The following is a 13,000-nucleotide window of genomic DNA, read 5'->3' as shown; positions in this document are numbered from 1 at the left end:
TTCTTCACAACACGTAACTTAGTTTTTTTAGTTTAGTTTATCAAGAGTATAGGAACCAGAAGCAAAACGGGTTTTGGTCTTCCTGACCGTCCTGCACCAGTGGTGCAATGGTGTATGAAGGCCTCGTTTTTTACGTCACGGAAACGACGCGTTTAAGGCTCTTCAAAGACACTCAAAGGGAGTTTTTATGCCACGACAAGACACATCAAAGTCGCATATGAGACGCTCTTGTGACACGTGAAAGACACGAATAGGGTGTCTGCGGATGAACCCCTTTCATCACGCTCATGAACGTCAACCCGACAACACAAGAGATTGTGTCCAGAACAGACACACAGGAGTTGAAACAGGGACATGTCAAAGGCACTTGAAGCACTCAAAAAGCGGCATCCCTTTCGGGCTCCCCGTGCCACGGCAACGCCGATCTATCGTTGGCTGTATCAAAACCATGATGCTATCGCAGAACTGCGCCACGGGCGCCTTGTCAGCTGGAAAATGATCCTCGCAGCGGCCCGGGAAGATGGCATTGACGTTGAGTGCACAGATGCTGTTGCCAACACGATCCGTAAAAAATGGTCCCGGATCGTGAGTGAACGGGCACGCCAGAAGGTCGAAATCAAATCCACGCCGCCTTCAGAGACTGTCAGTCGTCCCCCCAGCCGCCTGCCTTCAGACTGGCAGCCGGAGGAAATCAAACAGCATTATGCCGAGCGTGACGTTGCAGAAAGAGTGACATCCGTCAGATCCCCTCAAACCGTTGTCACCTCACCAGAAACAGCCAGAAATAGGTCCTGGGTCCGTCCTCGCCGGCGACTGGCCGCAGAAGATAACGAAAACATTCCTCAGCATAGTCGGGATTCCCTCTCCCGCATTCTAGATAAAAAACATGCGGAGAAAGAAGAAAGATACAGGCTCACGCCAGACTGATGCCACCGCCTGGATAACGGTTCGGTCAAAGCTCTACAACGAATGCATCGTCAAACCCCGGAACCGAGAACAGGGGTCGGCCGGATTGGCAAGGTCCTTGGTTCCGTTGGCATGACGGTGCTCCTGCCGGGTATGGATATGGCCGTGGATCCAGAGATCAATCCGGATCAGGAGACTTCCTGTTTGTGAAAGAGATCAGAGGTCACTGCGGAATTCTCCGGACAAGGACAGTTTCAGACCCGGCTGGTAAAGCGGTCTCCGGCTTCGACGGGACGGATGGTGATGTCTATCTCCCGCTGATAGATTTCGGTGCGGAGAAAGCGGATTTCGTCTTCAGCCTCTTCGGGCGGCCTGTCGATGAACCAGGCTTTGGGTCGGCCATCAGAACCGTCGTTCCAGCGGTATCCCCGGGCCTTGAGTATGTCCTTGAGCTCGAAAGGCGCGTATTCGGCCCACAGCCGCTTCCAGACCGTTCTGGCACGTTCCAGCAGGAGGGAGAGGGCGGAGCGGCTCTCCGGGAAGCCTGTATGGCCCAGAAGGGCGATGGCAGCCTGACAGTCATCCACTGCCCTGTGCCCGTCAAAGAAAAATCCGGCCTGCAGACCCAGATGCCCCAGTTTGCGTCCCTCAAAGCCTGCCTGGTCCCAAGGGACGTCTTCCATGGAGCAGGCCCAGGGTCTGTTCATAAAAGCAGGGCAGAAGCGCTCGAGGAAAGGACGGTCGAATGCGGCGTTATGAGCAATCACCAGACTGGCGTCCGGGGCGAAAGCTGCAACTTCATCAGCTGAGACGGTCTGGCCGGCCAGACGTTCAGGCGTCAACCCTGTCAGATCCTGGACAAGGGAAGGCACGGGAATGGAAGGCTCCCGCAGACGGCTGAAGGCCGGCAGGGTTCCGAGCAGGATCCCGTCGATGCGGTAAATGAACGGGACCATGCCGATTTCGATGATTTCATCCTGTCGGGTATCCAGACCGGTGGTTTCCAGATCCACAAACAGACCGGTGCGCAGTCCCCTTCCCTCGGGTCTGTGGTTCAGAACGGAAGGATGCAGGCGTCTGAGCACCCGGTAATTTTCCGAAGCCTCCAGACGGTTGGCCAGAGCCTCCAGAGCACGGTCAGGAGAAGGAAAGTTGTCCACAGGCATTCAGGTTTCAAATAGTTTTAAAAGGTTTTAAAAGGTTTTAGCTCAAAAAATAGATAATTATTCGTTTGTTTTCAAAGGCTTGAAGGTTTCCATTGCCCCCAATGTACGGGATCTGGCCCCCAATGTACGGGATCTGGCCCCCAATGTACGGGATCTGGCCCCCAATGTACGGTTTGTTCACATCCATACGTCTGTTTTTGCCTTGTTGAGGATGGAAAAGGCTGCTTGTATCTTATGTTGTAGGGGCAGATTTGAACTGTCCGTACATTAGGGGCCAGCATTGTTCTCCATCTGGAGAGACGAGTTCCTATAAGTCATAACCAATAATGGCCCAGAATTTCCTTGTTCTTCTTTAATGTCATATTCAGGTAAATCGTTAGAATTGATAATTTTTCTTAAGTTCTCAGTAAATTTTTTCAAAGTTCCTGAACTACCGCTCCGATCATAAATAGTTTGAAATGACCACCTTGCTTCGGTTTTTCCCGCTGCACGGCGAGCTAATCTATAAACAAAACGCCCTATACCCGGATCTATTAAAAAATAATCTTGATGAACAGTTAAAACATCAGGGTTTTTGCCGTCAGTTATTTCTCTATACATCCAATCGGCTAATTCTATTTCTATATATTCTGGCTTTCCAGTATCACTTTTTATAATTTTGTATCTACTAATAAGAGGTTCTCCCTCATCAACAGTTATTGTTTTACCTTTACTATTTTTTTTAAATCTCTGAACTGCGACATGTGTTGTGTTTAATCTGATGCACGTTTCGACTAGGTCATCTTTTTGTTTGCCACCATCAGAACGACGACAAAAACGCAAAACATCTGCAACATGCGGACGAAAAATTCGGCTAGGACGTTCGGCTTTTCCTTCCCGGAAGCGGTTCATTTGTTCTGTAAGATGCGAGACTGCCATAAGGACTAAATCATAATCCCAGACTGAGGCCATACCAGCAGCTCCACCAGAAACTGTTACATGACCATCTGAGAGTTCATAGTGAATTATCTCACCTGCACGGCGATCTCGTTTAGATAAGCGAAAGACCGCTACATCCATGATACTACGAGAGTCCTTTGTACCTACATCATAAAGAGTAGGCACAAAAAAATCTGCTTGGCTTTCTGCTTTTGGAGCTTTGCGAATGGACATCTTATTGCTTCTCTTATCCCACCGTTCCATCCGAAAAGACAGAAAATCTTAAATACGATTATAAATTTCTACTGATTTCCGTATTTCTGTAAAAGTAGTTCACGGACTTCGTCGGCAATTTTTGTCCCACGCATGGCACAAGAGGATTTAATCATTCGGTGCAAGCTAGCTGGAACATCAATCGTAAGCCGTTTCATCGCTTCAGGCTCATCTGGGTTTTTCCGTGTTTCGACCCAAGCATCAGCTGATGGTGAGATGGCTTTGTTCGTAGGCTTCATACCTATTTGAATTTTTTTTGCGCTCATTTGATGAATCCCATCAACTCGTCTTTAACAGCATCTATCTCTAGAGCAGCTGAACTCTGCGGATCTATTTCGTGTACTGATTTTCCTTGAGCCGCAGCTTCAGCGAAAATCACACGCTGAGTAATGCTCGATGTGAAAACCGGAACAGAATATGATGAGAGAGCTTCCTTTACATCTCGGCCTATCGCCGTATTTGCGATTTTACGATTAACCACAAAAGCAGATTTCAAATTTTCTTTATAAATTCCGGCTTCCTCAATGAGTTTGACAACCTCATCAGCAGCCCAAATATCATATGGAGAAGGCTGTACTGGGATTAGAATGAGATCTGATGCCATGATAGCGCTGCGTGCTAAATCAGTGACACGAGGTGGGCCGTCGATAATGATATAATCGTAATCCTTTCCGATCTGATCTATCTCTTTGTGTACACTGGCCCGCGGCAACCCCACTACCGGAAAAAGTGGCTTACCTTCACGGGCAGCTGCCCAGTCTAAAGCGCTACCTTGGGGATCAACATCCAAGAGGAGTACGCGAGCACCGGTATGGGCGAGACTTGCTGCCAAGTTAACACTTAGGGTCGTTTTCCCAACCCCACCTTTTTGATTCAGAAGACCAATTATCATACCGAATTCCTTTTTTGTGTTTTTACGATTAAGCGTAAAAATGTTCAATCGTATTTAATGTAATAATTTTATACTGTTTTCAGGTTTGAACTAATTCCACATTTTCCTTGCAATGGTCTGCTCCTCGTCGCCGGAGGCGTTGGCATAGATGGCGGTGGTGGAAAGCTGGGCATGACCGAGCCATTTCTGCACGAGATTGAGCGGAATGCCGGTGGACACGGCCGCCACGCCAAAGGCATGCCGCAGGCCCTTGGGAGAGGCGGCGGGTCCGGACAGACCGGCCTCGTCCATGACCCGGTGCACCATCCGCCAGCCGGTCATGCGGGCCACCGGCCACAGACGCAGGGAGCGACCCCGGTCCCGACGCGCCTGAGCTTCGCGAACACCGTGCACCAGATCGAGCGCCTCGAGCAGGGGAGGGGGGACGGGGACGGCCCGGTAAATCCCGTCCCGACGCTTCTTCAGACTTTCAAACACCAGCACGCCGCCAGCCAGATCCACCCGGTCGGCGGTCAGGGCCAGGGCCTCGGACAGACGGCACCCCGACCAGGCCAGGGTCATGGCGAGCGTGCGGACATCGCGCGGCGCCCGCTCGGCCGCTTTCAGGAAAGCGGTGCGCTCGGAGACGGTGAGATATTTCCGTGCGCCCGAAGGATCAAACAGCTGCATCCCTGTCTGAGGCGACATGCCGCCTTCAGATGGATCCTTTCCGGCAAACCTCCGAGGTGCAGGAGCCTGAGGCTCCTGCCGGGAGCGCGAGGGCAGCGCCCTCGTTTTCACCGTCACATCGCGTCCTGTCATCCATCCATTTCCTCTCGATACCCCCGACGCTGCTTTACCCGCACCCAACGGACCAGCTCTGCTTGCGCAGCAACCACATCACTGAAACGCTCCCGCCGCTCCTGACCGGTGGTCCCGAGACGCCCCCAGGAGCGGACAAGGACGGTACCGCCAAAGAGATCATCCTGCAGGGTCAGACGGTAGAAGCGCCAGCAGTTGGTCGCCGGGTCGATCCGCTGCAGACGCACGCTTTCAGGGAAAAGGCTGAACTGGCGGGGCGGGGCCGTTTGCGGAGCTTTGGGCATCAGATCCCGAAAAGTGTAACAGGTCCGGGATCAGTCCGTCAGGGGCTTTCTCTCCAGGGATGCGGATTTTCGGGGTTTTTCCGCCAATCGTGAGAGCGGGGCGGGAAGGATCCGTGTCGTCAGGCATGGGAGCGGAAAGCGCAGGCTGTTACACTATAGGAAATAACGTCACACCCTGCTCCTCTTGGCGTTATCGGATCGGGTGAGGGATGCCAAAACGGTCTGGCTGTTTCGCGGGCGTTTGGCCAGGGCGGTCGCCATCCAGGAGCTGTTCGAGCGCTTTGACGCGACACTACGGAACGCCGGCACTCTGCCGATGTCAGGGCAGATCCTGGATGCCACATTTGTGGCCGCTCCAAAACAGCGCAATACCAACGGGGAGAAGGCTGGAAAGACAGGACGGTAAAACTGGTCCACAAGGACCGCCATGCACAATGGACACTGAAGTTCACGAAAGCCAGACGGCAGGAGGACGGAACGCTCCCGTCCACGGATCTCACCATTCCGTTCTTTGACTATAAATCGCACATCTCCATTGATCGGAAGTTCAGGCTGATCTGGAAATGGAAGACGACCGATGCCGCGGCCAATGATGGTGCGCGATTGAGAGAAGGCGTGCTCGATCGAAGCAATACGGCGTCCGATGTCTGGGCGGAGCCATTCAGGCTCCCATTAGATGAGGTAATGGCGAAGAGAGACACGGCGTGTCGTTCAAAAGCCCATGAGGTTTTCATGAAAAAGAAGGGCTTCGTCTCGAAGGTTCATAGGAAAAAGCCGGAACTCAAGCCCATGCCCCAATATATCCGGCGGTCCAATGCCAGGAAGTCCGTCATTCGGTTCCTTGTCGGGCATGTCTTTGCCGATCAGAAATCGCAAACGGGACTGTTCGTCCGGACCGTGGGCATCACCTGGGACACCATGAGGATTGGCTTGGCCAATATCGTCTACAATATGCGCCGCTTCCTCTTCCTCGAGAGATTGAACACGGTCACGTAGTAAGCCGGAACAATTTCCTTCGCACTGCGACAAACGCAGTGCAAAAATCAGGACTGGGAACCATCAGTCAACACAGCAAAAACCTGAGACCACAAGAAAGGCGCATTAACCAACGGTTCTTCAATCCCTCCAGGACCATGTCCGATATGACAATCAGGGACGTCCTCTCGGCTTTGTCCTTACCGGAGGCCGGGTCTCGGATTACAAAGCCACGGAAGCCCTGATGATGTTGCGGGTTCCCAACCCCAACCCCAAGGCCATGCTGGCCGACCGGGGCTATGACAGCAACAGTTTCCGTCAGGAGATTCTGATCCATGGGAGCCTGCCGGTCATTTCCTCACGAAAAGGCCGCCTTTGTCCTTCATGAGCACTCTCGAGCCGATCGGCAACATCACGCCAATCGAGGCCGAGAACCGTTCTGCGCCGCTATGGACCCCGTTCCCATAACGGCCTATTGTGCCGATTAATCTCCGCCAATCCCGGCACGATGCACTACTCGGTAGTCGTAAAGGAAAGACCGTTTTTCGGTCACGGCATCACGGTAAAATTGCAATATCATCAAAACGCATCACCACAATCTGTTTGAGACCATATGCCCGATAGGAGGTCCTCAGAACAGGAAGACTACTATATGATTGCGAGATCAGATGTATGAGGTAAGCCGATCCATATGAACAGGGTGTCCCTAGGTTTCGAGAATGACAGCATGGCTGGAGGACAGAAAATCTCTTATAGGATCAACCGTGCTGCGGCCTGGATCTGGCGCAGATCGGTCTTTCTAAGCGTGGTCATTCTCCCCACGGCTTTAGCATGCGTCTATTATGGGTTGATCGCCTCTCCACAATATCAGTCCGAAGCTGAGTTCGTGGTGCGAGGGCAAGCATCCCAATCACCAGGCATGCTGGCGGGATTGCTAACGGCAGGAGCTTCCGGGGGAACAGAAGACACATATGTCGTTCAGGAATATGTAACCTCCCGTGATGCGGCACAGTTGATGTTGCGGACGCAACATCTTGCCGAGGTCTTTAATCGACCGGATACAGATGCCCTGGCTCGTTACCCAAATTTCTATTCAGGACGAACATTCGAGCATTTCTATTCTTATTATCAAAGACATGTGAAAGCCGAACTGGACACAACCACAGGTCTTTCCACCTTGGATGTGCGGACGTTCCGAGCAGCTGATTCACAGCGAATCGCCACCGCCTTGATTTCTGCTGCTGAACAGCTTGTGAATGAAATGAATGAGCGGCAGCGAGAAAACACGATTTCGGCATCCCGCAAGGAGCGGGATTTGGCCCTTGAGAAACTGCGGAAACTCAGTGGTGAGATCGATACCTATCGCAATGAAACTTCTATGCTTGATCCGCAACGTCAATCACAGCCTCTCCTGACTGATATCGCCGGTCTTGAGACGATGAAAATGGCGACCCGCGTCCAACTGGCGCAGCTGGAGCACTCAACGCCCGACAGCCCTCTTATTCCTGTGCTCAAGCGGCGAATAATATCACTTGACCAAGAAATCGCCCGTTCGTCCTCTCGCGTTACGGGCGGACAAGAATCCTTTGTACCCAAGATCAGCGGTTATGACGACCTATTGTTCCAAAGACAGCTCCTTGAACGGGAAGTCAGCGCAGCCGATGCTGCCCTCGATGCAGCTCGGATTCAAGCAGACAGGCAACAACTTTATCTAGAGGAAGTCGTAAAGCCGAACCGGCCCGATTATGCCGCATACCCCCGAACCTTCACCAATATCGCAATCGTTTTCGCAACCATGCTCGCATTATATCTTATGGGTGCACTGCTTGTGGCTGGCGCCCGCGAACACAAGAGCGTCTGAAACATGCTGCGCTGTATAGATGTCACAAAGGACTACCCAGTTCATAAAGGTCATCGGAGGGTCTTGGATCGCATCTGTTTTACCCTCAACAAGGGTGAAAAATTAGGAATTTTGGGGCGCAACGGTGCAGGAAAATCAACCCTAATCCGCCTTATCGGGGGAGTAGAACCTATGACGGGGGGCCGGATCGAACGTACTATGACTGTGTCATGGCCTCTGGCCTTTGGTGGAGCTTTTCAAGGCAGCCTAACTGGGCTAGACAATCTGAAATTCGTCTCGCGGATTTACGATCTTGATTATAAGCATACCCGTGAATTCGTGGACGATTTTGCCGAACTGGGACGACAGCTTCTCGAACCAGTCAAGACATACTCGTCAGGTATGCGGGCCCGGTTAGCATTTGCTTTATCCATCGTCATCGAATTCGATTGCTATCTAATCGACGAAGTAATTATGGTGGGTGACGCTCGCTTCCACAAACGCTGTCAGGACGAATTGTTTAACAAACGTAGTGAACGGGCTATGATTGTTGTCTCGCATGATATGGGGTTCATGCGAGACACGTGTGATAGGGTTGGCGTTCTTGATAAGGGACATCTCAAACCATATGACACGCTCGAAGAGGCCATTTCGGTTTACGAAAGTCTTTAGGTTCGTGATCCAAGCTTAAGAAGGCTCTGTTACAAACTTCGTGTAGGGACGTGTTGCGGTTTAATTCCGGACGATAGATTAGAGGTGGCCCCGTCTGTTCAGACAGTCTTTGGGGTTGAATAAGCTATACTTGGTTGTTGTTATGCCGCCATTCTGACGGCGCTGCTGTTGGCCCTCTGACCCGGGGTTAACCCCGGGCCAGAGGGCTTCGGCTCGTCATGATACGCCTCATCGGGCGTACGTTCAGCCAACGCCCACACCCGTCCATGCTGATGCGGATCTGACGATCTTCCAAGATCCCAGTAAAATGAGACGTCGTAAATTGTGACCCCTAGTCAGTATTGAAAATTTCCGGAAAGCCATAGCGCGTGAGGGCATCCTGTAGCGCCTCGATACAGAACACCTCATCCATCGTGTTTGATAAACGCTAGGACAGAACCTCGCGCGTAAATCAGTCCATGATCGCCATGAGTCGTCGGCCCCGCCTGCGACCGATTTCATGTCCTAGGCGGCGCCGATATCATATCATTTGCCATGAGCCATAATACTGCATTTCCAGGAATTGGGCGTCGATCAGTCGCATCAACACTAGGCCACGTTGACAAAAGATCTATAAGATCTGCCTGAGATCTGCTTCACTTCCTGGCTGTGGGATAACGGGCAGAGAGAACAGGCGTGGCACGAGGCGATCTGACGGATCAGGACTGGGCGATGATTGGTCCGCTTCTGCCGCCTGAGCGTGGACGTTGGGCACGTCCATCTGGAGACAATCGCCAGTTTCTCAATGGTATGCTGCATGTTCTACGAACGGGTTGCCCCTGGCGGGACATGCATGAACGCTACGGCAAGTGGAACTCGGTCTATGTCCGGTTCCGGCGTTGGGCTGAACAGGGTGTCTGGGATGCTCTTTTACAGACCCTGGTAGATCTGGGGCTGACTGATAACTGGCAGCATAGGATCGACAGCACCGTAATCCGCGCCCATTCACAGGCCACTGGGGCAAAAGGGGGGCTTATTCGGAGGCTTCTGGTCGGTCACGCGGCGGCTTTACGGGCAAAATCCATGCCCGATGTGACAATCAGGGACGCCCTCTCGGCTTTGTCCTTACCGGAGGCCAGGTCTCGGATTACAAAGCCACAGACGCCCTGATGAAGCTACCTGTCCCGAACCCCAAAGCCATGCTGGCCGACCGGGGCTATGACAGTGACAGTTTCCGCCAGGAGCTGCTGGTCCACGGGATCCTGCCGGTCATTCCATCACGCAAAGGCCGCAGCGCTCCACAGAAAACAGACTGGCGGCGTTACAGGGAGCGCAACCACATCGAGCGGATGTTCAACCACCTCAAGCAGATGCGCCGCATCGCGACCCGCTACGACAAGACCGCCTTATCCTTCAAGAGTTTCCTCAATATCGCCGCCGCAAAACTCTGGATTGGCTCTTTTGTCAACGTGACCTAGCCCATAACGCTTCTTCACACTCATGTGAAAATAATGCACCATCAAACCCCGGGACTAAACAGTTAGTCACTATCTTTATTTCAAAAAAGATTTAACTTAAATTCAGCCTATATAAAAGACAGAAAACTAAATACTTATAAACGAAACCTAAAAATAAGGTAACCCAGAGATGGAAAAACATAAAACATCAATAGAAATTGGAAACTATAAAATAAACCTATACCATGAAGATAACAACAGAGATGTTGTTGTTGTATTTGCATCAGCAGGAATAACCGGACTTGGAGAACCAATTGAAGAGTTTAAAAATTCTTTATCCAAATTTGGTCGTTCGATGATTTTTATTATGGAGAAAGCTCCAACTTGGTTTAATTCTCCAAAAACAGAAGATATGTTCGTAAAAGTATCTGATTTATGTAATGCTTATGAAAATATAGCAGTTCTAGGAGAATCCATGGGAGCTTCAGGGAGTATAATATTTTCAAAATATAATAAAAATATAAACAGAATATTAGCAATTGCCCCACAGTACTCTGTTTCTAATGAGTTTATTGAATACGATTGGAGGTTTAATTACGCAGGTAATTATTTTACAAAACAGAATTTTTATAAGTTTGCTTGCAAAGAGGCTAAAAATAAAACTCAAATACTATTTGGTGATAGTGATTGGTTAGATTTAGTACATGCAGGAATGTTTTCACTTGAAGGTTTTAGTATAACTTATGTATCCGGAACAAATCACTTTGTTCCAGCCTATTTGAAAAAAAATAGCAATATCAACCATCTTCACATACTGTTAGAAAACTTTTTAGATTTTAGTAAGGATTTTAGTAAAGACTCAGTTATAAAGTCTATAGGCAATTATTATACTTCCAATCCTATTGGAGAAAAAGGTGATTTGAAAAATGTAAGAAATCAAAGATTTAAAGAAAATAACGAAGAATTAAAAAATAAAATACTCCAAGCTCCACACGGCTATACTGATCTAGCTTATGGTAAGCTAACAAATCAAAGTTCTGCGTCTCAATGGTCCGGTTCTATATTTTCTTTAATTGATTCTATGAGAGTGGTTGGAGACAATTTTTTTCACCCGTATGGATTTCATACGGAAAGAGAAGAAAATCCATGGTGGAGCATTGAACTTGGACATAACTCTTTAGTTAAAGAAATAAGGATTTATAACAGAATAGATAATGAAGAGATGAAAGAGAGAGGTTCTAATTTTTCTATAGAACAATATAGCGAAGAAGATAATAAATGGATAGAGTTTTATAAAAAGAATGATAACATACCTTTCGGAGGGATTGATGGTAATCCCTTTATTTTAATAATGGACGAACCAATTCTTATAAACAAACTACGTATTCGTTTATTGTCTTTTAATTATATGCATTTTCAAAGGATAGAAATTTTTGGTAATGAAATTTGCTTGTAATGTATATTACATCTAAAGGGTTCGAAAAACCCTCTAGTTCTGGGCCTCTCTGTGTGATTCCATTCTTCATATCGTAATTGGGGAATGGCTCATGAAACAGTCTAGTTTCTTTGATGTTGACAAGGGGCCGGCCCGCCTGAGTGGGTTGGGCGATCACCTCGAGGCGTTCTGACCTAATCTGGAGAAGGCTCTGGCCTATGCGTGAGCAACTGTGTTGATCAAGCAATTTGCAAGGGCTTTCCTTTCTGGATCATGGCATTGAGGACGACGAGAAGCTGGCGCGCGACGGCGATGAGAATATTTTTTGGCGCCTTGCCTTTTTGATACATCCGATCACGCATGGCGGTAAGCGCCGGGGCGCGGATAACGCTGCGATATAGAGTGCCTCACGCACCTTACGACGCCCGTCCCAGATACGTCGGGCTCCTTTCTAGGTTCCACTCTCGCGAGCATGAGGAGCCAGGCCTGCAAGGGAGGCTATCTTGCGGCGGCACAATGTGCCGAGTTCAGACAGTTCGCCCAGCAGGGTCAGACCGAGGCCGGGCACTGCCGCCATCAGAACGGCATGTTCCGCGAGCATGGGACCAGTGGAGATTAGGACCTTGATGCATTGATCGAGAGCGCTGATCTGGGGCGACAGCAGAGCGATCATGGCATCGATCTGCTCTCGCATGTCCTACACTGTGGTGGCGGAGCTTCTCAGCCTTGCGCATGCCTGGCTCATCCGGAGCCGGTATAATCAGACGGCTGTGATGGGCCCGGGATAGGCCTGTACAAGCGGATCATGGGTCAGCAGCAGAAGCCCTTCCACCGTCGCCTGGGCCACGAGGATGCGGTCAAAAGGATCCCGGTGCACATCGGGAAGCTGCCCGACCGCAAGGGCATGCTGTCCGGTGACGGCCAGCTCTTCGTAGCCGTTTTCGATCAGGCCGCGTCGCAGCAGATGAGGATTGATCTGGAAGTCTGCACGTCCCAGTCCTGCCTTGATGGTGACTTCCCACAGGCTGGCAGCACTGAACACCAGAGCATTATCCTGATCTTCCATCAGGGATCTTGCACGTACTGACAGCCTGTCAGGCTCTCCGGCAGCCCAGAGCAGAAGATGGGTATCCAGAAGCAGCTTCATGCCGGACCGTCGAACAGGGAAATGACATCTTCCTGGCCCATGCGATCAAAATCCTCCGGAACCCGGATCTGTCCGGCCAGAAACCCCAGACGGCGCTTCTGTGTCTCTTCGGGAGCTGTAACCGGACTGACACGCACCATGGGTCGGCCGGCTTTGGCGATGATGAAGCTTTCGCCATTCACGGCAGCTTCGATCAGCCGGGACAGATGGGTCTTGGCCTCATGAATATTGACTGTTCGCATGGCAGAAAGCTCC

The 13,000-nt window shown here is 50.5% G+C and carries 14 protein-coding genes and 4 pseudogenes; 7 read left to right on the top strand and 11 right to left on the bottom strand.

What is annotated here, in order from left to right:
* Window positions 1-354 precede the first annotated feature (354 nt).
* Window positions 355-927 carry a hypothetical protein gene (locus tag GRO01_RS13165; RefSeq protein ID WP_062506889.1) on the top strand — a complete coding sequence of 191 codons (573 nt, stop codon included), beginning with the start codon at window positions 355-357 and terminating at the stop codon, window positions 925-927.
* Window positions 928-1,160: 233 nt separating this feature from the next.
* Here the strand turns inward: GRO01_RS13165 and GRO01_RS13160 are convergent, their stop codons facing one another.
* From GRO01_RS13160 to GRO01_RS13135, 6 genes are all read right to left on the bottom strand, one after another.
* The gene (locus tag GRO01_RS13160; RefSeq protein ID WP_062506887.1) at window positions 1,161-2,072 is read right to left on the bottom strand and encodes a 3'-5' exonuclease; all 912 of its coding nucleotides are present in this window, start codon (window positions 2,070-2,072) and stop codon (window positions 1,161-1,163) included.
* 267 nt (window positions 2,073-2,339) lie between these two features.
* Window positions 2,340-3,224, bottom strand: a complete 885-nt coding sequence (locus tag GRO01_RS13155; RefSeq protein ID WP_231489988.1) for a replication initiator protein A — start codon at window positions 3,222-3,224, stop codon at window positions 2,340-2,342.
* A gap of 68 nt (window positions 3,225-3,292) precedes the next feature.
* On the bottom strand, window positions 3,293-3,529 hold the full coding sequence (locus GRO01_RS13150) for a hypothetical protein (protein ID WP_081109572.1): 237 nt from the start codon (window positions 3,527-3,529) through the stop codon (window positions 3,293-3,295).
* The gene (gene parA / locus GRO01_RS13145; protein ID WP_062506879.1) at window positions 3,526-4,155 is read right to left on the bottom strand and encodes a ParA family partition ATPase; all 630 of its coding nucleotides are present in this window, start codon (window positions 4,153-4,155) and stop codon (window positions 3,526-3,528) included. The genes GRO01_RS13150 and parA overlap by 4 nt, the downstream gene beginning before the upstream one ends.
* A 90-nt stretch (window positions 4,156-4,245) precedes the next feature.
* The gene (locus tag GRO01_RS13140) at window positions 4,246-4,824 is read right to left on the bottom strand and encodes a tyrosine-type recombinase/integrase (protein WP_197032589.1); all 579 of its coding nucleotides are present in this window, start codon (window positions 4,822-4,824) and stop codon (window positions 4,246-4,248) included.
* A 128-nt stretch (window positions 4,825-4,952) separates the two neighbouring features.
* On the bottom strand, window positions 4,953-5,240 hold the full coding sequence (locus GRO01_RS13135; protein WP_062506877.1) for a WGR domain-containing protein: 288 nt from the start codon (window positions 5,238-5,240) through the stop codon (window positions 4,953-4,955).
* A 184-nt stretch (window positions 5,241-5,424) separates the two neighbouring features.
* Here GRO01_RS13135 and GRO01_RS13130 point away from each other — a divergent pair.
* The 4 genes and pseudogenes from GRO01_RS13130 to GRO01_RS13115 all read left to right on the top strand — a co-directional run.
* A pseudogene (locus GRO01_RS13130) lies at window positions 5,425-6,236 on the top strand (IS5/IS1182 family transposase); the annotation flags it as partial.
* Between the two features lie 196 nt (window positions 6,237-6,432).
* Window positions 6,433-6,603: pseudogene (locus tag GRO01_RS13360) on the top strand (transposase); the annotation flags it as partial.
* A 339-nt stretch (window positions 6,604-6,942) separates the two neighbouring features.
* On the top strand, window positions 6,943-8,076 hold the full coding sequence (locus GRO01_RS13120; RefSeq protein WP_141307077.1) for a capsule biosynthesis protein: 1,134 nt from the start codon (window positions 6,943-6,945) through the stop codon (window positions 8,074-8,076).
* 63 nt (window positions 8,077-8,139) lie between these two features.
* Window positions 8,140-8,727, top strand: coding sequence for an ABC transporter ATP-binding protein (locus tag GRO01_RS13115; RefSeq protein WP_269319852.1), 588 nt, complete (start codon window positions 8,140-8,142; stop codon window positions 8,725-8,727).
* Window positions 8,728-8,968: 241 nt separating this feature from the next.
* Here GRO01_RS13115 and GRO01_RS13850 read toward each other — a convergent pair.
* Window positions 8,969-9,154, bottom strand: a pseudogene (locus tag GRO01_RS13850) (IS3 family transposase); the annotation flags it as partial.
* Window positions 9,155-9,402: 248 nt separating this feature from the next.
* Between GRO01_RS13850 and GRO01_RS13845 the strand changes: the two are divergent.
* Window positions 9,403-10,184 (top strand): annotated as a pseudogene (locus tag GRO01_RS13845) (IS5 family transposase).
* Window positions 10,185-10,353: 169 nt separating this feature from the next.
* Window positions 10,354-11,619, top strand: coding sequence for a discoidin domain-containing protein (locus GRO01_RS13100; protein WP_141307073.1), 1,266 nt, complete (start codon window positions 10,354-10,356; stop codon window positions 11,617-11,619).
* Window positions 11,620-11,837: 218 nt separating this feature from the next.
* On the opposite strand, the gene GRO01_RS13750 is transcribed toward GRO01_RS13100, so the two are convergent.
* The 4 genes from GRO01_RS13750 to GRO01_RS13085 form a co-directional block, all read right to left on the bottom strand.
* Window positions 11,838-11,960, bottom strand: a complete 123-nt coding sequence (locus GRO01_RS13750) for a hypothetical protein (protein WP_264787606.1) — start codon at window positions 11,958-11,960, stop codon at window positions 11,838-11,840.
* An 89-nt stretch (window positions 11,961-12,049) separates the two neighbouring features.
* Window positions 12,050-12,271 carry a hypothetical protein gene (locus GRO01_RS13095; RefSeq protein ID WP_141307071.1) on the bottom strand — a complete coding sequence of 74 codons (222 nt, stop codon included), beginning with the start codon at window positions 12,269-12,271 and terminating at the stop codon, window positions 12,050-12,052.
* An 87-nt stretch (window positions 12,272-12,358) separates the two neighbouring features.
* Window positions 12,359-12,745, bottom strand: a complete 387-nt coding sequence (locus GRO01_RS13090; protein WP_062506896.1) for a type II toxin-antitoxin system VapC family toxin — start codon at window positions 12,743-12,745, stop codon at window positions 12,359-12,361.
* Window positions 12,742-12,987, bottom strand: coding sequence for a type II toxin-antitoxin system Phd/YefM family antitoxin (locus GRO01_RS13085; RefSeq protein ID WP_062506894.1), 246 nt, complete (start codon window positions 12,985-12,987; stop codon window positions 12,742-12,744). The genes GRO01_RS13090 and GRO01_RS13085 overlap by 4 nt, the downstream gene beginning before the upstream one ends.
* Between the last annotated feature and the right edge of the window lie 13 nt (window positions 12,988-13,000).

Source organism: Gluconobacter roseus NBRC 3990 (assembly GCF_006538885.1).
Lineage (GTDB): Bacteria > Pseudomonadota > Alphaproteobacteria > Acetobacterales > Acetobacteraceae > Gluconobacter > Gluconobacter roseus.
This window is presented reverse-complemented; position numbering and strand designations above follow the sequence as displayed.